Origin of the sequence: Wolbachia endosymbiont of Wuchereria bancrofti, assembly GCF_002204235.2 — a bacterium.
Classification (GTDB): Bacteria; Pseudomonadota; Alphaproteobacteria; order Rickettsiales; family Anaplasmataceae; genus Wolbachia.
Genome location: NZ_NJBR02000082.1, coordinates 1 through 20,144 on the forward strand (window position 1 = coordinate 1; position 20,144 = coordinate 20,144).

Consider the following 20,144-nt stretch of genomic DNA (forward strand, 5'->3'; position numbering starts at 1 on the left):
GATAGTATAAAGGAGCCCTATCAAAATCTTCTCAATAAGGGCAAAGCAACAAGGAGCGAGCCAAAAGTGATAAGGAAGGATCCAAACCAAATTATAGGCATTCCAGGTTTGTAGTGTACTTTAGTGGCGATTTTGTTCTTATTTTTATCAATCTCACCAATTACAATATAAATATCAGAAAATAAATTGTGGTAAATACTGCTTTCAATATTTTTCTGACCCTCCACAAGATAAAATCTATATTCAGGGGTTACTTCACCTAGTATCTTGTTGTTCAACAAATTTCTAATATCCATTGTGCCTCTCACCGCATGGAAATTCTTCTTTTTTATAAATTCAGTATTTCGTAAAGTAATTTTGAATTTATTGACTGTTATGCTATCTCCTATTTTTAGGTAATTTTCTTTTTTTTCTTGCCAACCAACTGAATAGGCTATACCAAGTACTAGAATTGCTACCCCAGCATGAGCTAACATCATAGCATAATAAGACTTGGAAACCCTTCTTGCTAATGAAATTGATTCACTAAATGCCACTTTAAATAAACGAATTCTTTTGCTGTATGCTTCTAAAACAAAGACTAATAGTGCCATGGAGATTGTAATTGATAGCATAATCATTAGCTCCATGTGAAAGATAAACGGTAAGATAGCTGCAGCACTACAGAATGAGAGTCTATATTCATGGAATATTGGCAACAGGCTATTCCCCTGCCAACGGCAGTATTGTCCTACCATGGTAAGCACTAGAATAGCCAGTGCAATAGGATTAAATAAGGAATTGTAGTACGGTGCTCCAACTGAAATAAGTTCACCGGTTAAATATTCAAGCATTGTAGGGTATAAAGTGCCAATAAACACGATGAAAAAGGCAGTAATCAATAGTAAATTGTTCATTAGCATCATTGTAAAGCGGGACAAAATAGGAAAGTTTTGCTTTGGTGTGTTCTTTGGTGTTATACCAGCATGTGACTGCATACTTTTTCCCTGGATCCCAATATCAGCTACTTGGATGACAGGTGGTAATGTAAGAGATCCACTCTTTTTCGTAAATGCTACAAATATTGCTAAGCTACTGGCTGTAATTACACCAAGTAAAGCTAGTATATACAGCCCATATCCTGGATCGTCTGCAAATGTGTGAACTGAAGCGAGTATTCCAGAGCGGACTAAAAATGTTCCAGTTACACTCAATATGAAAGTTGTGAGCGTAAGCAAAATGGCAAAGTTCCTTAAAATATTGAAATTTCGTACCACGAGTAACAGATGCGTCAGTGCTACTGCAATTAACCATGGCATTAAAGAAACGTTTTCTACTGGATCCCAAAACCAAAATCCACCCCAACCAAGTTCGCGGTATGCCCACCAACTGCCAAGGCTAATACCCAAGGTAAGTAGCGACCAAGAAACAAGTACCCAGGGCCTGACAATTTTAGCCCAAATATCTCCTTCGATGTTTGTAATTAACCCAGCTATAGAGAGCGAAAAGGGAACGCTAAATCCAAGGTACCCCAAATATAATATTGGTGGGTGAATGGCAAGACCTATGTCCTGCAATATCGGATGAAAACCAAGGCCATCTGTTTCTATGCTTGGCATTTTAGTAAAAGGATTGGACTTAAGTAAAGTAAACAGCGAAAAACAAAAGCAGATCAAGCCTTGAATGATCAAGGATACTTTCTTCAATTCACTGTTATCACCAATAAAAATATCCATTAGAAATAGGTAAAAAGTAAGCACTAAGGTCCAAAGCAACATGGACCCTTCTTTATTTCCCCAAACGCCACAGATTTTATAGATCAAAGGTTTTGTCGTATGAGAGTGGTAATATACGTTTTCGAGTGAGAAATCGTTTATAATGTGGCAGTAAATCAAAATAGTCATTGATACTGATATACAGAAGAATATGGCAGTGGTAATGAATCGGTAAGAATTGAGCGGTAGAAATAGATATGTTAAGGACAACAAGCAGGATAACAGTAGCAATATATTCCCAAGCTCAGGCATAAATCATAGTTATTTGTATAAATAATATTACTAATAACAAGTTAGAAGTTAAAGTTTTAATATAGGAACAAAGTATAAAAAATTTACTTGGCAAACTTCGTCAGCCTTCTTACCATAGTGTTGAAGCTATTTATTTACCTTCAGTCTATGCAGATAAAATGACAAAAAAACTTAATGTATTTAGCATCTCATGTTTAATTTTTTGCACTATGTGTACCTTATGTCTTTTACATTGTTGTCTACATTGTTAGCTAATGCTGTGAATTGCACCTACTGGGCACTTAAACTTAAAAATGCCAACAATAACTAGCTAATGAGTTTTTCTTGTCTTTTTTCCCGTTTAGTAAATTTCTTAAGAATTTATAATAAAGCAAAAAAGTATCTAGCATTTAGAACTTTTAAAATACCAGTTTGCCCTAGAGAAATTGTCTAAAGTAAAAAAAGAAGAACTCATAAAGGACTTTTTACTAAGTCATGTTAGTTCGTTCAATAAAAGTACCTAAATTGCATGGTAAAAGAGAAGATGCTATAGCAATACTATCAAATGATGAGTGAAGAAATGTTTATAATAGAGACGCAGAGATAGAAGTATTATGTAAGTGGCATCTTATAAGGAATACAGAAACCTACGTGACAAAACGCCGCAAAGATTTTCAAAGTTCTTATATACAGGAGAAAAAGGAGCATTCATTTAGGGGTAACTCATACCAAAAAATGATTGATATATATCAAAAGAGAATTGCTGAATATCAGGAGAAGATTTGTTACAATTTAACCTAAATAAGAGAGATATAAAAGCATGCAGTAAGAAATAAGAAGCTCATGTGGTATAGAAGAATTCGAGGAATTAACGGATAATGTGCATGAAGCAAAACGATTTGATAAAATTATGACTTGGCTTTAATTTGCTTGTCGAACATACAGAATAAATTAGATACTCAGCTGGGAAAATGGAAAATCCTTCAACAAAGCTGGAAGAAATTTCGCACATTAATGGTAAAACTGAAGTAACTAGATTATAACCTGTTTGACGCTAAGATCTGATGCGGTTACTCTAACCTAGGTTTTATATTTCTCATAGGGTATCATCCCATTGTATGCGCTACACTGGGGGTGACAAGAGAGAAAAACAATGCTTTTCTTCTAGTAGACTCAAACTACAACCTTTGCATGCGATTAAAAAGGCAAAATTTTGAAATAATGAAAACAATCAGCACTCTAATTCAAGAAGGATCAAAGCTATTATCATCTCGTAAAGTTGAATCACCTTATTTGGACTGTGAAATCATTATGCAGCATGTTCTTGACGTAGAAAGATCGTTCATAATTATGAACTACGCTGATCAAGTACCGATAAAAAAAGAACAGCTATTTTGGAAGTTAACGAAAAAAAGAGCAGAAAGGTACCCAATATCGCAAATAATAGGCAACCGTGAATTCTGGAGTAAGAATTTTATAGTCAATCGGCACGTTTTAGATCCACGAGCAGATAGTGAAACACTAGTCTCAGCAGCGTTAAAATATTATCCAAACAAGAAGCAGGAAATGGAAATTGCAGACTTTGGTACAGGCACAGGTTGTTTATTGATATCCGTACTTAGTGAATATGAACATGCTGTTGGTGTCGGTTTTGAAAAAAGCTTGAAAGCATATAAAGTTGCCTGTCAGAATATGGAAAAACATAATCTACTTGGCAGAGCTAAAATGTTTCCAAGTTCTTGGACAGAGTGCAAAGGCTTATTCGATCTTATAATCAGCAATCCTCCATATATTAGAAGAGGCAAATTAAAAGACCTGCAAGCTGAAGTGCAAAAAGAGCCAAAAATTGCTCTTGATGGTGGAATTGACGGCTTAAGCTGTTACTTAAGTATTTTTCCAATATTGAAAAGGTGCCTTAAGAAAAATGGGTTTGCAATACTGGAAATAGGCGAAGATCAAAATGATATTGACAAAATAGTTTCCTCGTATGAGCTAGCTTTTCAGGAATACATGTATGATTTAGCAGGGATGAAAAGGTGCATTGTTATAAAAAGAACATAGCTAATGTTTTCTTGTATTATCTCTGTCATCCTGTACTGTCATCCCTCTACTTTGCTGTACCAGTGCTTGACACTGGCATTCATATTTCCTTTTTCTAGATTCCAGTGTTGGTTATTTGGATAACAAGAAGAGGGCACTGGAATAACATTAAGAAAAGCTATCATCCTCTCTAGAAGAACAACATGTTTAAGCCTTGCTAGCAAAATGAAAAGTAAGACCAGCTTCTATACCGTGTGTGGCAAATAATGTACTACCTATATTTATACTACCTGTCTGATGATCTGATGCTGGGTGATCCTTATTGAATACCTGGCTTACACGGCTACCATCATTGTTTAATTGGTTCAATGCTTGTGTCGTAAGGTTAAAATTATTGCCAATAACGCCAAAATATCTATACCCGATGTGCATATTTACACTCTCATTTATGCTGTAACCGAAGCCAGCCTTCACTTGGTATGCAGGCCTTATTGATGTTGTTCCAAACATCTTCATCCTTGTTGTACTAACCCCAGCTCCAACGTAAGGTGAAAAAGAGAGACCGTCATTTTTCCAATAGTAATAAGCATTAGCCATTACAGATGCATTCTCAACTTTGTCGTTACTGACTTGAATACCATACCCATAAGTTTTTTTGTTATTGCCTTCACCAATATCTTTTAAGTGTGATATGCTTATTCTGTTGCCTTCTAAGCCAATATTATCCACTTCTATAGAAGAATACATTCCTTCTAATTCACTTCTATAGCTGTTGTTGCCTAATTTTCTTTCATAACCAAATGCCATGTTTGCAGCAAAAAGAGGGTTATAACTTGGCTGATATTTGCTTAAAAACTGACCTTTTGTTCCCAAATTACCCACATCATTTACAGATACCTTATCACCTTTTGCTTGTAGTTCACTCATGCTATTAAAAAATTGACCATGGTATCCACCACCGAAGTAGAATCCTTCTGTTTCACTTGCAAAAGACTGTTGTGACAACAATAAAGCAAATGCTGTAACCGCTAATGTTTTTTTATTACTCATTATACTCCCCTAATTTAAATTAGCTAATTTAATACTAATTAATTAAAAATGGATTAATATGAAAAGTTTAACAATTTACATAACCTGTTTTCTGAGCTAAAAGAACAAAACAAAGTTGACTTTACTTTCCATTACTTTTTGGTTTATCATCATCATCTTCATCTTCAAATTCGTCATCGAATTCATCATCATATTTTTCTTCTTTAGGTTTATCGTCGCCTTTAAGTTTGCCATAATCTCCCTCATCATCAAACCCGTCAACATCTTCATCATCGATCTCTTCTTCTTTAAGCTCATCATCGATCTCTGATTCATCGTATACTGCATCTTTAGTTTGGGCCTCAACAGGATAATCAGCAGTATTAGGCCCTTCAGTAGCGTTGTTTTCTTCGTTATCAACCTTACTTTTGTTAGCACCGGAAAAAACTTTGTTTGGGTCATATGGCTCCTGTGTAGGTACACAAGTCTGCTTGAGTAGTTTTCTTGTGAAAGTGTTATCACTGTAGTATAAGATTTTCTTTGATTTAATTGGGTAAGTCGACTCTATCAAAATTATCTGTTCATCACGTGGCAACATAATAATTTCTTGAGGTAACAACAATGCTCTTTGCGTTTCAGAGATATGCAACGATCTTGATGCAGGATTCAAGTCTAAAAACTTAGGTTTGTTCAATGATTCTTGTTGTACAGTTTTGTTTCCTATAAGTTGCGATATTAAGTTAGCTGTCTCAATGTTATTAGCTGCAAAAGTTATTCTATAAGTTGAGTTTGATAAAAAGGAGTTCATTCCCGCTTCTTCGTATATTCCTTTAAGTTGCTCAGTATCTTGAACAATTAGGAATAATCTAACTCTATAGCCACGAAAATATGCAATACCTGTTTGAAATTGCTCCATCTTTCCAAGTGTTGGAAACTCATCCATTAAAAACAACACGCCATAAGGCTCATCATCCGACGGCAGTTTTCTACACAAGAACTCAGTTGCTTGCTGGTAAAAAACTTGCATTAAAGGTTTTAACCTGTTTAAGTTGTCTGGAGTTAATCCAACATAAACTGTAACTTTCTTCCTCTTAAAATCTAGAATATTAAAGTCACTTGATGCAGTTGCAGTATCAATCAATGGATTTGCCCATAGTTCAAGAGATGAGTTCATGGTTGAGACGACACCTGACCTTTCTTTGTCAGCTTTCTGCAAAAAAGCAGCAATGTTCATATATGCTACAGGATGTATTATTTTGCCCATTGTGTCCAAAACAACAGCAAGATTGTAAACTACGTCATCGCTACGCATCGTGCGCACAACTTCACCAAAAGACTTAACTTTTTCTGGTGCGGCAAGTAGGTATAATACTACTCCAACAAATAAGCTTCTTGCTTCATTTTGCCAAAAGTCTTGTTCAGGCATAATCAAGTTGGCTATTTTCTGCACATCGTCAACCATTTGTCCAGGTTTTTCGCTGATCCATTCTAATGGATTATAGCAGTGGCTTATTCCATCTGGCTGCGCTGGATTCCATACGTATACTTTTTGCCCTTGTCGTTCTCGCCAACCACTTGTTATTTCATAGTTTTCTAATTTTATGTCGTGTACAATTACTGAGTCAGTCCAAAATAATAAATTAGGAATTACAAAACCAACACCTTTACCAGAACCTGTAGGCGCAAATAGCAACGCGTGTTGATATCCATCAGCAATGAAGTAGCCTCTTTTATCCTTACCAAGCAATAGCCCCTTTTTACTTCTTAACCCTGCCTTTCGTATCTCCTTCTCTGACGCCCATTTTGAGTCTCCGTGGAGTGATTCTTTCTTTCTAAACGGCCGCCACTCGATTATTCTTTCTCTTAAATTCCACAAAATAATCATTAAAACAACAATAGGCAATGCAGAAGATATAATTAATTTGATCTTAAGCTCGAGGCTATATAACTCTGGATGATGCCAACAATTTTGTATATGATCAAAAATTGTTGGCCAAAGAGCTTGAGGAAAAGGCGTCAATCCAGGGCGAATTGCCTTAAAGTCCAAACCATCTGGACCATCAACAAATAGATAAAACAGTATACCAGACAAATAGAAACAAAATTCTAGTATACTAAAAGCCACAACACCCCCTATTAAAATATTGCGTAGATGGTTCCCGCTGTGACTCATAAACTACTTTTTCTTAATTATGTGTAAATTTAAGCATTTTCATTCGAAGATTTAGTAAATAATATCTCAGAAATGCTTCTTTTGCCCCCACTAGTTCTTTTTAGCTGGATAACAATATCAATCACATTTCTAATATATGGTATAATCTGATCTGGAGGAATGCCAAGATTTGCTTGCATGACCATCAATTTTATTTGCTCGAGGGCCATTATTGGACTATCCGCATGAAGGGTTGATATTGATCCAGGGTGACCAGTATTTATTGCCCTAAGAAAACTAAAAGCTTCTGCTCCACGGAGCTCACCAACTATTATCCTATCTGGCCTTAAACGTAAGCACGCTTCTATCAAGTCCTGAGTGGTCACTTTTGCCCTACCCTGCACTCCTTTGGAGGCAATGAGGTGCACTCTGTTTGGATGATCATTCAAAACGATTTCTCTTGCATCCTCAACAGTGATAATTCTTTCTTCAGCTGGAACAGCACGTAAAGTAGCATTAGTAAAAGTGGTTTTACCGGTAGAAGTTCCACCACTGATTATGATATTTTTCTTGTTCATTACAGCATATTCTAAAAACTCTTTTATTTTCTTTTGCTTTAACAGTAAATTCAGGTGGCGATTCACTGGACCATCAATTACTTCTATAGCAGTTTCAGAAAAAGCTCCCATTTTTTCATAATCGTCCAATGCTAATTGTAGACCGGAGGGCTTACGAATTGACATGACTACTTTATCAGGCTCACATGCTGGCGGGAATACTATCTGTATACGATAACCATTCGGTAGTGTGGCTGAAAGTAATGGTGCTTCTTCGCTAAGTTTTTGTTCTGTAGCTTGAGCAATTAGTCTGCCAAGAGATTTTAGATGGTTAAGATCGAATATTTCTAGTTTTTCACACCTTATTTCGCTGCGATTTTCAATCCAGACTTCCTTTGGCTTATTTATTGATATTTCATTTACGCCTTCCTCTTGAAATATGCCTTGTAATGGCTCTAAATATGTGTCAAGTGCAGCATAGTTCATTTCACTGATTTAATATTGCTTGTGGAGGAAATACTATATCTTGGTTAACAAATACTTTTAATGCGGTACCTTGATCAACGTAAACAGTTGGTTTTTTATCTGTAGATCTGTTGACTATATCTCGCATATCTTTAGAGAAATCATCGATTGATTTTCCAATTGCTTCTTCATAAACAGACTTGTTTTTTCTCTGAATAGGTCTTAACAGTTGGCTTACATCTTCTAGGCCTATGTTCACCTTGTCTTCCCCAATTCCTAGCGATTCTGCTATTTCCTTTTTAAATATTCTCAGCAAATCTTGCTCGTTTTGAGCATCACGAACTCTTCCAATAGCCCCAAGGTCCAGTCTCCACTTTTCTCCTAGTGCGTTCTCGACTATACTTTTAGCTGTACTATCGTCCTGTAGACCCTTAATAATAGTACCTTTGAGTGGGAAAGTATCTATTTCAGTTGCAGTAATGGATTGTATTGCATCTACGGCAGTTAACGTATCGATAAGATTAGGGGCCTTTTGCCCTATAACAGCTGAACTAATTGAGACACCTGCAAGCAATATTGAAGAAAATAATGCACTTGCTATTTTGTTATCAACTATTCCAGCTATCCCTGCTCTACCAAGCTCATCAGTACCAGGTGATGAAATAGCAATATCTATTCCATGAGGAAGAATGATCCTATTCCAATTTATGTTTATGCGGGCTCTTGTAACATCCGAATCAAATGAATAACCGCCTATTAATCTTGAACCTTTGGGTATTAAAACTGTATCACCAGTTTCTGCATAAACGTTGCTACTAACTACGGCACGCAGCACTCCTTGTAGATCAGAATCTATTGCAGTTTCAAGAACAGCATCGATAATTTTGCCTTGAGTGATCATAAACACGAGTTTTCCCACTCTGGTAGCTATGCTTGCCTGTGCTGAAGTGTTGGATAAAATGGTATCGGCAGTCTTGTCTTCTTTGTTATCACTAGCTGAAATTGCTAACATTTGTGTGCCACGCCTATCTTTAGGATAACCACCGCTTCCTATTGTAGGAAATGAGGTAGGTAAGTTGCTAGTAGTGCTACCATAAGGAAAGTTTTGCTTTGGCAAGACAGGTATATTGGACACAGAGGCTTCTTTTGATTTTTCTTCTTCTTTTTTTACTACTCCTTCTTTTTTAGTCTGCTTTACTTCTGGTATAACTTGTGGCATAGTAAGAGGAGGTAAAGGTGGCAAGGAATCAGTAATCGTCCTTTCAGGGACTATTGTATTTTCTGGAACTTGTTCCAACTTTCCTTTCAACTCTTGAACATTTTGCTTTATTTCTTCTTTTTTAATGATCTCTACATTCTCTTCATTGGAAGAAGGTCTAAAATAGAAATAATATACTCCGCCGACCAGAACCACTAAAATAATAACCATTAATGCTCTGTGACCTTGATTAGAGCCAACTGTTACTACCTTGCTCTCTATTTCTGATTCATTTTCTGAATTATTACGCCCTTCTTTATTCATATTACATGTACCACAACTAAAGTGACCTATTTATGATTTCAACTTCATCATTTTCGTAACGCATGAACAACTTCTTATGTACCCCTTTTATTATAACATAACCATCAAACAATAACCTTTTACAAGGCAGTCTAGTTTTACCATCTTTTGCAAAAATCTGAGGTATCTTATTACTATCCCTGAATTTAAAATAGGTTAAATAGCCATCATCAAATAACTCAATCGGTATCATATCCGCATTGCCACCTTCATCGATATATGTATAATTGTATTTCGTATCATTTTCCTGTATTACCTTCTCTGGCTTATCTACAACATATTGCATTTGAGTAGGTGCTGATATTTCATCTAAATCAATATCAAATTCATCTTCTTCTTTAGGGTAATAAAAACGTACTACGTAAGATATATCTTTTTCAGCAGAATAATCATGACTCACTTTCTCAGCATCAGTATCTGGGTATTTATCGTAGTTTGGCCTTGAGATTAAATCAAAAATATAATTCCTTTTTTTAGTTGTCGTGATAATCATATTAGTGCGGCTACTAACTTCAAATGGCATAATAAGCAATTTGTTGTCATAAGGGCTAATTTTCCAACTTGATGCGTCGCCAACAGCAATATTTTTAACTTTCTCTCCTTCTGCAAACTCAATATAAGAATAGTAACCTTGACTAAAAATAACCGTGAACACTTCGTTAGGGCTGTACACAAAAGTTTTTATTCTACTGTCTACGGAAATGGGCTTACTGTAGTTGATTGACGCATTTAAATTGCTACTTGTCAGTAAAGCTAAAACTAATAATACTCTATACATATTCATCATCTACCCTATAAGAAGTAACTTGAAACCCTAACGGGTTAACATATCTTTGCTGATCATTCATTTCAAGTGGTGCATACCTGTATGACATGATAACTATCTTGTTTTTCCTTATAGAACTTCCATCTTCTCGTGTAAATTCTACAGTAAATCTCACCTGAAAAGTATCGTCATCTAATTTCTGAGTTGATCGAATCTTAAAATCATTTTTGACAAAGCCTGAATATAAATTCAAAAGGTCATCCATATTTTGTAATCTTATATAGTTCTTAAATTCATTATATACATTAGGTGAGGAAAACAATCTCACTTTTGTATAATAGTTATAATTGTAGTTATATGGATCAAAAACTTCTCTTGCTTTTATGTATTCTGCAATAAAATGATTGTTTAGTACCTCATCCGCAGAATATTGTTTTACTGTGACAGGGTCGACTAATTGCACTATTCCTGATTTTTTTTCAATTTCTATAACGAATGGTTCAATAGTGCTGCTAGTGCTAATCTTAAATATAGCTAATATGCCTATAAAAATTGCCACTAATAATATTAGTGTAAATAGAAGTAAAATATTTCTCTGAGCAATAACTGTGCTGTAGCGACTTGAATTCCAATCTATATCCTTATCTAATGAATCATTACTTTTTTCGCGTTTAAAGAATTTTAGCATCTTGATATTCTTAAAAATCTTAACCTATATTAATGAACATAGTAAATTAACAAAGTAGTTACAACAAAAAAGCTAAAAAGTTCTTAATCTGTGACCTAACCTGCTAAATTTTGTTTCTATATACGAATCGTTATACTTGTTACGTTCCATAATAAGTGGTAGACATCTTGTGACCTCTATACCATTATTTTTCAACTCTGATAGCTTTCTACCATTATTTGTAAGTAGCTGGATTTTTTTGACGCCTAATTTCTTGAGCATTTCAGCTGCAACAGCAAAACTTCTCTCATCATCTTCAAAACCCAATATTCTATTTGCATCCACAGTATCAAGGTTATATTTCCTTTGCATATCATATGCCCTTAACTTGTTAGTTAAACCAATGCCTCTACCATCTTGCATCAGGTATAGTATAATACCATTCCCAGAGTCAGTCATTATTTGAATTGCTTGATGTAACTGACTTCTGCAATCGCATGACAAGCTATCTAATAAGTCGCCCGTATAGCATGAAGAATGAACTCTTACTAATGGTTCACTGTTTTTACCTGGATTGCCAATAATAATTGCGTAATGTTCTTTTCTGCCATTATAGGTCCTATAAGATATGATGTTTACTTTTTGAGTCTGTTTTAAAAATAATGGTGTTTTGCATACTTCATATATATCCTGGTTTTTTTGAAAGCTATTTATAAATAGCACGTCTAGTGCAATTACATCACTTTTTTCACACCAGCCTCGCATTTCATGTTCATCTTTGAAGTTTACATCAACCACTAATGCGTATGGCAACAATTCTGAAGATTTTAGCAAAGCAATAGCGCATTCATCTATTGCCTTTGAACATTGTAATTCCTTCGTATGATCTTCTTTTGAACAGTTTACTAAATGAAATAGTTCATCAAAATTGTTTATCAATAAGCGTTTGCTACTATGCTCCACATTTTGAAATATGCACGTTACCTTACTTGAAGGTAGAATAACATATACTTTACCTGAGATAAGCTCGTACTGATTAAACAAGTCTTTCTCTAAAGTCTCGGCAGCAGCAACCAATAGATAATTACTTTTATCATATATTATAATTGGTAGGCCGCGCCTAATTTCGCTAATGGCCCTCTCTACTTTATTTTTATCTCGGTTTCCTATAAACATTTCACCTACATTAAACAACGACGAAAATATGGTGCGGCCGAGAAGACTTGAACTTCCAAGGCCTTATGAGCCACAGCGACCTCAACGCTGCGTGTCTACCAATTTCACCACGACCGCATTTTATTCTAGTTTTTATATAATCATTTTAAATTACTTAATCATTTTAGAATTTTTCATCTAAAGTGTCAATCTGATACTAGAATAATTTAAGAATTGCCTATATAATTCAGTTGTGAATTTTGTGATCATAAATTTCAATTATTTAAGATGATTTTATCACTAATTTTTAATTTGAGTTTCTATACAAATGAATATTAATACCTTTATTTTTTTAGCTTTATCTTTTGTAACCAGCTTTCATTCTATCCAGGCACAAATATTATACACGTGGTCTCAGGTTATTCCAGACAATAAATTAAGCGTACGTGCAATCATAGACAGTAATACTTGTCCTGTTGCTTATGTTGATGACGAAGGAGTAGAGATGTTAAATCGTAGCTCAATTAATAATGGTGATCATACTGAAACAATTTGTGAACTGATAGTAGAAACAGGTGCTCAAAACATTAGTATTGACGGTATACAAGTTCCTATATTACCAGAAAAGATTAGCAGAATTGCTTTTATTGGTGATACAGGCTGCAGAATAAATGCGTTATTTCAACAGGAATGTAACTCAGTAGATAGCTGGCCTTTTAAAAAAAATTTAGATTCTATTGCTCTTCATGAGCCAGACTTAATTGTCCACGTTGGCGATTATCATTATAGAAAAACGAAATGTAGAAATGCACAGAAGTGTGGCAATATTTATGGGTACAATAAAGAAGCTTGGTACGCCGATTGGTTTGAGCCTGCAAAAGACATTTTATTACAATCCTCCTTTCTTTTTGTTAGAGGAAACCATGAGAATTGTGATAGAGCTTATGAAGGATGGTTTAGGTACCTAGATTCACACCCTTTCTCGTCTGAAAAATGTAAAAAATTTGTTCCTGGCTGGTTTTTAGATATTGGACCGATGAAGTTTTTTATTTTTGACTCTTCATCTGGTGAAGATATTTTTACAACTCAAAGTACAATTGATGCTTTTGAGAAACAATTTGATAAATTAACACAAGATAGTTCTGATAAGCCCACGTGGTTTTTAACTCACAGACCGCTTTGGAGATCTCCAAAAAAGGAATTTCTGACATTAAAAAGCCATGGCAATCTTACACAGATTGAAGCTTTTGGGGATAAATTTCCCAACAATGTCGCTACCATAGTTTCTGGACATATTCATATAGCTCAAGTTTTATTAATGAACAATGTGCCAGATCAGATTATAGTTGGAAATGGTGGTGCGTTATTACACGCTCAAGATCAGGAACCTGTTTACCAAAACATAGAGTTTAGTTACTCAAATGGTAAAAACTACTTAGCACATGAAGTTAAAAACTTTTTTGGCTTCGGTTTTTCAATATTAAACTTAGATGATCATGAATTTACTTTCTATGATCAAAATAATGAGGAAATGTATTCTGCAAAGCTAACGGAAGACTTTAAGCTTGAGATAAATTGAGTAAAGCTACAACCTCAAGAACTCTACTTAAACATTTTTCTTAATTGATTGATTTCATCAGCAAATTCTGAGTCAGTTTTTATGAAGTTTTCTATTTGTTTCACTGCATGTATAACAGTAGCGTGATCTCTGCCACCAAAGCTCCTTCCAATATCTGGCAGGCTTTTATGTGTAAATTTCTTGGCAAAATACATAGCTATTTGCCTTGGTCTTACAAGACCACGGAGTCTTCTATTGGAATGCATATCTGTAACCTTTATATTAAAAAACTCAGCTATTTTCTTTTGTATTTCTGCTATTGTAATTGACCTATGATTTGATCTAAGAAGGTCCATTAGAGTTTCACTGGCTGATTCTACTGTCATACTCCTTCCGATCAGTGAAGTATGAGCAACTTTGTTTAATGCCCCTTCTAATTCTCTTATATTAGATCTTATGTTCCTTGCCAAGAATTCTAGGACATCCTGTGGAACATACATATTCATTTGCTCCACTTTGGCTTGCAGTATACCAAGTCTTAATTCGAAAGTTGTTTCATTAATGTCTGCTACTAATCCCCAACCTAGACGTGATTTTATTCTTTCTTCTACTCCATCAAGATCGCTAGGGGATCTATCAGCTGATATAACCAATTGTTTGTTTTGATCTATCAATGCATTAAAAGTGTGAAAGAATTCTTCTTGTGTACTATCTTTACCACTGATAAATTGCACATCATCTACCATCAGTACATCTACAGATCTAAACTGTTCTTTAAATAACATAATGTCTTTGCTTCGTAGTGCTGTAATATATTGATACATAAATTTCTCTGCTGATAAATATACCACTTTTCTTTTTGCTGATGGAGAATTGACTATGTGCCAAGCTATAGCATGCATTAAATGTGTTTTACCAAGCCCCACTCCACCATATAGAAACAGAGGATTGCTACCAGGTATTGGATCTATGGACTCTGCTACACGCTTTGCGGCTGTAAATGCTAATTCATTTGGCTTTCCCACTACGAAGTTATCAAAGGTAAATCTTGGATCTAGTGGCGAACCAAGATTATTAACACTTTCCTCTTTATTTTTTGATATGATGCTAGAACTTGGATTCTTTTCTTCGGTTACTTGAATATCAATAGAACATATACTTTTATCTTCATTCTGCCATAATAATAATATTTTTTCCATGTAGTGAACTGTAATCCACTCTTTTATAAATCTTGTTGGCACAGATAACAAAACTTCTCCATTGCTACTACTAACAAATTTAAGTGAACTTAACCAACTGTTATATGTTGCTTCCCCATAAAGGTTATAAAGGAGATTTTGGATTTTTTCCCAAGCAATATTATGATCTGTTGCTGTAGCAATTTGATCGAAAAACATAGCAGAAACCTTAGGATTAATTAAGCTCATACACTACACCAAGACAAAAGCAATACTAGAAAAATATAAGATAATCAATAGCCTGCTGCGAAAAGCTAATACTACTTAATACACACTAAAAATTATGGTGATTTTTAATGAGTTGTAAAGGGTATAAAAGCACTAAAATTGATCATTTTTATTTCAATAAATAAAACGTCACTTGTGTCAAGGATTAGCAACATGCTAAAAAAATGATAATACATTATGTATAAATGAGATATTAAATTTATTGATAAAAAAGTAAAGTATTCATATAAATATAGCTAACTTAATGCGAATTTACTGAAACAAATCTATGATTATATTAAATAATTTGAATTGTTGTACTGAATTTGGCATTGAATTAGAATTTTATACTGAAGGAATAGAGAGAGAGCATTTATTTCTTAATAGTGTTAAAAATAAAATAGCTTTGCTTGGTTTTTCCTGTAAGAAAGAGAGTTCTATACATCAATATGAGATAAAAAGTGGTTGTTATAATGATTCTAACAACTTAATCAAGCATTTTTACTTAGCAAAAGAATTACTTACTGAAACAGCACAAAAACTTGGCGGGAATACTTCTTTTAAAGCAAAGCCCTATTTGGATAGAGCAGGCAGTGCATTAAATGTGCATGTTAATTTAGTGGATTCAACCAACAGTAATTTATTTTACTGTAATGAACAGAAGTACAGTGATTACTTGATTCATGGTATTGGTGGGTTATGTGCTATGATGAAAGAACACATGTCATTCTTCGCTCCAAGTGATGATTCATATTTAAGGTTTCAGTATCCGGATATTCACACACCAACTACAATTAGTTGGGGCATGAACAATAGAACTGCTGCAATAAGGATTCCCTGTCTCGGCAGCAAGTGCCGTCTAGAACACCGTGTTCCCGGGGCAGATTGTAACCTTGAAAAAGTACTTACAGCAATAATTGAAGGTATTACTTTTGGTATAGAAAACAAAATTGCCCCACCAAATAGAGTATATGGTATCGCATCTGACCCTCAATATAAGATGGAGAATTTAATATAAGCTCCAACCACCAGATATACATCTAACAACGGAAGTTGCACTGCTTACTTTTATTATACCCCTGGTTCACGTCCATTACAACTATTATTAACTTGGTTGATATAATCAAGCTTATAATTATTATTTGGTACGTAAGTGATGCCCTCTAAATCTTTTATAACTTCACCTATTGCATTTGGTAATTCTTTACCCTTGTAAAGAAGAAAAGTGGTAGGGTTACTGTTAGTATTCCCTCTAGTAGGTATCATACCAGGCAATGATGCAGGATTGTGCTTCTTATCTATTAAACTTTTTCCACATTGAGATCCTAGGAATTTCTCCACAGCATTATGTAAAAAAAGACCTTGAATGTACAACTCCTCATTTCGTTCTATTAATTCTTTATTTTTCTCTAGCGATAGTTCAGAATTTTCTCCATTAGGTTTTTCACCACCAAACTTTACTATTTTAGTTATGCCTTCACTACTCACATCCGTAACCATGGTAAAATTAAAACCACCCTTCCAGACTAATCTTTTATGGACCAATTGCTTGTCATTTCATAACACGTACCTTCTTCAAATTCATAATATCTTTTTTCATCTTCTCAATGAGCGCGTATGCCATACTTTTTATTGCAATAAATCTTCAACTCGCCGACATTTTTCTCTTACTGTAAAATATCACTGATTCTTAATTAGCTTATTTCCATTATGGTTAATAAGATTAACGTTTAAGGCTCTACTAGCATTGTCAGTTTCTTCACAGTAGACTTGAAAAGCTACTTCTTTTTCTTCAAAATACCTATTTGCAATACTTTTTCCCTCCTGTATTAATTTTATTTATTTATATCTCTTCTAAAGTTTTCACTAAAAGGTTCACCTTCTTCATCCACTGCTTTTTCCATATGAGTTTGTTTAAAGTCTGTATCAGTTATTAGGCTATAAACACGCCATCTAGAGCTTTTTCAAAAATTCGACAATATAACATCGAAGCTCGTTTTTTCTTTTAAAAATTCTAAAAAACATATTTTGTTTTCCAGATTTCCTAGTCTAAAATCTGTCATTATTTTTTTTAATTGAGAATGGACATAACCAGGTATGCTGCTAAAATTTTTAGCAAAATTATTTAACTTTTTATGAAAGTTGTTATTTTCTATGATTAGGCGGCAAAGCTCTAGAGCGCAAGGTTTTTACTGGAAGAAATTTCTTTTACTTTTTTGATCTTTTCTTCGAGACATGTAAATGTAGGCAGCACAATAGAATTGACGTATTCGCCTAGTTCTTTCTCATTATGAAAAACAAGATTCTGCAATACATATAAATTGTCTACTAAAGAACAGACATCTGTTAAGATATATTCTTTTCTAGTCCTACAGCTCGTCCAGTATCTATAGGCTGATTATTTATTTCTTCTGCTTTTGTTGCTTTATTTTCTTTAAAGAAACTCTTAAAATAACTAGTAATTGCATTCAGCATATCACACTTCCTATCTGTACATTACTCTAACGATATGTTTCCCCTTTAAAAACAACCAAGCTATTAAAGTCTTGCTTTACACTAACTTTGATGATGAAGTATTGAAAATAACTGCAAGTGTTGGACTTGAATTTATACTTCTTTGCTTTTCATTATATGCTGAATTTACCCTTACCATACATTCATAATACAATGCTGTTTTGTGTAATAAACTCATATTTTAAAGTTATGCGAGTGTCTTTTTGTAAATTAAGTGTTTTTTATTAGGTCACAGTCAATAAGATACAAGGACGCTCTCAGAAAATTTAAAATCTTTAAGTTTAATGACATCCTCTCTTTTTGGACCGGCCGAAATCAGATGAATCGGTATACCTATTAATTCTTCTACTCTTTTTACATATTTTATCAAGTTAACAGGTAACTCCTCAGCTAACTTTTCACCCTGAGTATTTTCTTTCCAGCCAGGAAATTCTTCATATATTGGCTCTAATTCTTCTTGTATTGAATGTGATGCGGGTAAATAATCATACATTTTTCCACTGTACTGATAACCAGTACATATCTTAATTTTATCAAAAGAATCAAGGACATCTAATTTAGTTAATATAATACTTGAAACTCCAGAGAGTTGTACTGCCTGGCGTACTAAAACTGCATCAAACCACCCACAGCGTCTTTTTCTATTGCTTACTGTTCCAAGCTCCTTGCCTATAGTGAATAAGCTATTTCCTACTTCATTTCTTTGCTCAGTAGGGAATGGGCCGTTGCCTACTCTTGTTGTGTAAGCTTTTGCTACACCAATAACGTAAGCATTGGAGGATAATCCTGAGCCTGTCATTACTTGTGATGCTATGGTATTACTTGAAGTAACGAAAGGGTACGTTCCATGGTCAATGTCTAAAAATGTCCCTTGGGCGCCTTCAAATATTATTTTCTTGCCTTCTTTCACAAAGTCATCCAATATTTTCCACACTGGTTTTCTATATGGAAGGATCTTTTCTGCAATCTCTCCAACTTCCCTTAACATTTCTTCTTTCTTTATCACCCGATAGCTTAGGCCTTTCCTGATAGCATTGTGGTAATTCAAAAGAGTATCTAACCTTTTGTTGAGCTCATCTGCGTTTTCTAAGTCACAAAGGCGTATAGCCCTTCTTCCAACTTTATCTTCATAACATGGCCCTATTCCTTTGTTTGTCGTGCCAATTTTGTAATTTTTATTTAGATCTTCAAACAGCTTTTCTTTTTCCTTATGCACGCTGAGTATTAATGGGCAGCTTTCCGATACCACCAAATTGTTAGGATTGATATCCATTCCTTTAACTCTCAATGACTCTATTTCTGAAATTAGAGCATATGGATCAAGGGCAACGCCGTTTCCTATTATGGATATTTTACCTGTCCTTAAAACAGCGGAAGGTAGCAAATTTAACTTATAAACCTCATCATCTACTACTATAGTATGTCCTGCATTATTTCCTCCCTGGAATCTTACAACTGCGTCCGCATTTTCGGAAAGATAATCTACTATTTTACCTTTGCCTTCATCGCCCCATTGTAGACCAACAATTACAATATTATTCATCAATATCTTCTGAATTAACATATAAATATTAATGTAGTACTCTATAAATGACAAGGAGTAATGTTCTAAGCTTCTAGATTTTTGTAATTCTTTAAACAATTATTTGAATAATTTTAGTGACACTTAGCCCACATCTGTATGAATATTGTGATTTTAGAAATTCGAGTAGCTCACAGAAATACAAAAAACTACTTTACAAACCTAGCTAGCCTCCTTATCACGATACTGGAGGTATTAAGTTACCTTCAATCTGTGCAGATTAAAATGACAAAGTATTATATAATTGGCATCTTATGTTTAACTTTTTGCACTATATGTACCTTATGTCTTCACAACATTTCTAGGTTTTTACCTATATAAGTTGAAACTCGCTTATACTTACAAAGTGTTTAGGACAGTATAATATGCTAATTTGCAGGATTAGAGAGTAAATACTATCTACCACGGTATATCTTTTGCCTTTTTTTTGCCTAGTAAATTTCTAAAACATTTATGACTAAAGGTTAGTTGCAATAAAAAACAACTGAGTCGCGATTATTAAGTATTTAAAACATAAAAAAACGCTAATGTTTTTAAATAGATATTAACTAGGGCTTCTTTTGTCTTTTTCTTACTTAGTGGATTTCTTAAATATTTGTAGCTGAAGATTTACCGACAACCGCTACTTGTTAGTGGCTGAGGAATACTGCGAATGAATTGTGGTATGA

At 34.3% G+C, this 20,144-nt stretch carries 15 protein-coding genes and 1 tRNA gene; 3 read left to right on the forward strand and 13 right to left on the reverse strand.

Going from position 1 to position 20,144, the window contains the following annotated elements; genetic code table 11:
- Positions 1-20: 20 nt before the first annotated feature.
- Entirely contained in the window at positions 21-2,006 is a 1,986-nt protein-coding gene (locus tag CCY16_RS04145) for a heme lyase CcmF/NrfE family subunit (protein ID WP_088415168.1), read from the reverse strand.
- 1,200 nt (positions 2,007-3,206) lie between these two features.
- On the opposite strand from CCY16_RS04145, the gene prmC reads away from it, so the two are divergent.
- On the forward strand, positions 3,207-4,046 hold the full coding sequence (gene prmC / locus CCY16_RS04150) for a peptide chain release factor N(5)-glutamine methyltransferase (protein WP_088415192.1): 840 nt from the start codon (positions 3,207-3,209) through the stop codon (positions 4,044-4,046).
- Between the two features lie 186 nt (positions 4,047-4,232).
- Here the strand turns inward: prmC and CCY16_RS04155 are convergent, their stop codons facing one another.
- The 8 genes from CCY16_RS04155 to CCY16_RS04190 form a co-directional block, all read right to left on the reverse strand.
- Positions 4,233-5,075 (reverse strand): P44/Msp2 family outer membrane protein, encoded by an 843-nt coding sequence (locus tag CCY16_RS04155; protein ID WP_088415170.1) that lies wholly within the window; start codon positions 5,073-5,075, stop codon positions 4,233-4,235.
- 121 nt (positions 5,076-5,196) lie between these two features.
- Entirely contained in the window at positions 5,197-7,227 is a 2,031-nt protein-coding gene (locus tag CCY16_RS04160) for a type IV secretory system conjugative DNA transfer family protein (protein ID WP_088415172.1), read from the reverse strand.
- A 29-nt stretch (positions 7,228-7,256) separates the two neighbouring features.
- Positions 7,257-8,249, reverse strand: a complete 993-nt coding sequence (gene virB11, locus CCY16_RS04165) for a P-type DNA transfer ATPase VirB11 (protein WP_088415174.1) — start codon at positions 8,247-8,249, stop codon at positions 7,257-7,259.
- Between the two features lies 1 nt (position 8,250).
- Positions 8,251-9,750, reverse strand: coding sequence for a TraB/TrbI/VirB10 family type IV secretion system protein (locus CCY16_RS04170; protein ID WP_088415176.1), 1,500 nt, complete (start codon positions 9,748-9,750; stop codon positions 8,251-8,253).
- 16 nt (positions 9,751-9,766) lie between these two features.
- A complete protein-coding gene (gene virB9, locus CCY16_RS04175) occupies positions 9,767-10,573 on the reverse strand; it encodes a P-type conjugative transfer protein VirB9 (protein ID WP_179946070.1) in 807 nt (268 codons plus the stop codon).
- A complete protein-coding gene (locus CCY16_RS04180) occupies positions 10,560-11,243 on the reverse strand; it encodes a VirB8 family type IV secretion system protein (protein WP_088415178.1) in 684 nt (227 codons plus the stop codon). The genes virB9 and CCY16_RS04180 overlap by 14 nt, the downstream gene beginning before the upstream one ends.
- A 72-nt stretch (positions 11,244-11,315) precedes the next feature.
- Positions 11,316-12,398, reverse strand: a complete 1,083-nt coding sequence (locus CCY16_RS04185) for a GTP cyclohydrolase II (RefSeq protein WP_088415180.1) — start codon at positions 12,396-12,398, stop codon at positions 11,316-11,318.
- A 29-nt stretch (positions 12,399-12,427) separates the two neighbouring features.
- Positions 12,428-12,515: transfer RNA gene (locus tag CCY16_RS04190), tRNA-Leu, on the reverse strand.
- A 190-nt stretch (positions 12,516-12,705) separates the two neighbouring features.
- Between CCY16_RS04190 and CCY16_RS04195 the strand changes: the two genes are divergently transcribed.
- Positions 12,706-13,956: a metallophosphoesterase family protein gene (locus CCY16_RS04195; RefSeq protein WP_088415182.1), complete on the forward strand. Its 1,251-nt coding sequence runs from the start codon at positions 12,706-12,708 to the stop codon at positions 13,954-13,956.
- Positions 13,957-13,979: 23 nt separating this feature from the next.
- On the opposite strand, the gene dnaA is transcribed toward CCY16_RS04195, so the two are convergent.
- The gene (dnaA, locus tag CCY16_RS04200; RefSeq protein WP_088415184.1) at positions 13,980-15,362 is read right to left on the reverse strand and encodes a chromosomal replication initiator protein DnaA; all 1,383 of its coding nucleotides are present in this window, start codon (positions 15,360-15,362) and stop codon (positions 13,980-13,982) included.
- 307 nt (positions 15,363-15,669) lie between these two features.
- Between dnaA and CCY16_RS04205 the strand changes: the two genes are divergently transcribed.
- Positions 15,670-16,398, forward strand: a complete 729-nt coding sequence (locus CCY16_RS04205; RefSeq protein WP_088415186.1) for a type I glutamate--ammonia ligase — start codon at positions 15,670-15,672, stop codon at positions 16,396-16,398.
- Positions 16,399-16,451: 53 nt separating this feature from the next.
- On the opposite strand, the gene CCY16_RS04210 is transcribed toward CCY16_RS04205, so the two are convergent.
- From CCY16_RS04210 to CCY16_RS04215, 3 genes are all read right to left on the reverse strand, one after another.
- A complete protein-coding gene (locus CCY16_RS04210) occupies positions 16,452-16,880 on the reverse strand; it encodes a hypothetical protein (protein WP_088415188.1) in 429 nt (142 codons plus the stop codon).
- Positions 16,881-17,726: 846 nt separating this feature from the next.
- On the reverse strand, positions 17,727-17,855 hold the full coding sequence (locus CCY16_RS06745) for a hypothetical protein (RefSeq protein ID WP_281250520.1): 129 nt from the start codon (positions 17,853-17,855) through the stop codon (positions 17,727-17,729).
- Positions 17,856-18,129: 274 nt separating this feature from the next.
- Positions 18,130-19,437 carry an adenylosuccinate synthase gene (locus CCY16_RS04215; protein ID WP_088415190.1) on the reverse strand — a complete coding sequence of 436 codons (1,308 nt, stop codon included), beginning with the start codon at positions 19,435-19,437 and terminating at the stop codon, positions 18,130-18,132.
- Positions 19,438-20,144: the final 707 nt, after the last annotated feature.

What these genes read in the sequence shown, in the direction of transcription:
- CCY16_RS04145 (WP_088415168.1), bottom strand. Translation starts at nt 2,006, where the DNA reads ATGCCTGAGCTTGGGAATATATTGCTACTGTTATCCTGCTTGTTGTCC.
- prmC (WP_088415192.1), top strand. Translation starts at nt 3,207, where the DNA reads ATGAAAACAATCAGCACTCTAATTCAAGAAGGATCAAAGCTATTATCA.
- CCY16_RS04155 (WP_088415170.1), bottom strand. Translation starts at nt 5,075, where the DNA reads ATGAGTAATAAAAAAACATTAGCGGTTACAGCATTTGCTTTATTGTTG.
- CCY16_RS04160 (WP_088415172.1), bottom strand. Translation starts at nt 7,227, where the DNA reads ATGAGTCACAGCGGGAACCATCTACGCAATATTTTAATAGGGGGTGTT.
- virB11 (WP_088415174.1), bottom strand. Translation starts at nt 8,249, where the DNA reads ATGAACTATGCTGCACTTGACACATATTTAGAGCCATTACAAGGCATA.
- CCY16_RS04170 (WP_088415176.1), bottom strand. Translation starts at nt 9,750, where the DNA reads ATGAATAAAGAAGGGCGTAATAATTCAGAAAATGAATCAGAAATAGAG.
- virB9 (WP_179946070.1), bottom strand. Translation starts at nt 10,573, where the DNA reads ATGAATATGTATAGAGTATTATTAGTTTTAGCTTTACTGACAAGTAGC.
- CCY16_RS04180 (WP_088415178.1), bottom strand. Translation starts at nt 11,243, where the DNA reads ATGCTAAAATTCTTTAAACGCGAAAAAAGTAATGATTCATTAGATAAG.
- CCY16_RS04185 (WP_088415180.1), bottom strand. Translation starts at nt 12,398, where the DNA reads ATGTTTATAGGAAACCGAGATAAAAATAAAGTAGAGAGGGCCATTAGC.
- CCY16_RS04195 (WP_088415182.1), top strand. Translation starts at nt 12,706, where the DNA reads ATGAATATTAATACCTTTATTTTTTTAGCTTTATCTTTTGTAACCAGC.
- dnaA (WP_088415184.1), bottom strand. Translation starts at nt 15,362, where the DNA reads ATGAGCTTAATTAATCCTAAGGTTTCTGCTATGTTTTTCGATCAAATT.
- CCY16_RS04205 (WP_088415186.1), top strand. Translation starts at nt 15,670, where the DNA reads ATGATTATATTAAATAATTTGAATTGTTGTACTGAATTTGGCATTGAA.
- CCY16_RS04210 (WP_088415188.1), bottom strand. Translation starts at nt 16,880, where the DNA reads ATGGTTACGGATGTGAGTAGTGAAGGCATAACTAAAATAGTAAAGTTT.
- CCY16_RS06745 (WP_281250520.1), bottom strand. Translation starts at nt 17,855, where the DNA reads ATGCTGAATGCAATTACTAGTTATTTTAAGAGTTTCTTTAAAGAAAAT.
- CCY16_RS04215 (WP_088415190.1), bottom strand. Translation starts at nt 19,437, where the DNA reads ATGAATAATATTGTAATTGTTGGTCTACAATGGGGCGATGAAGGCAAA.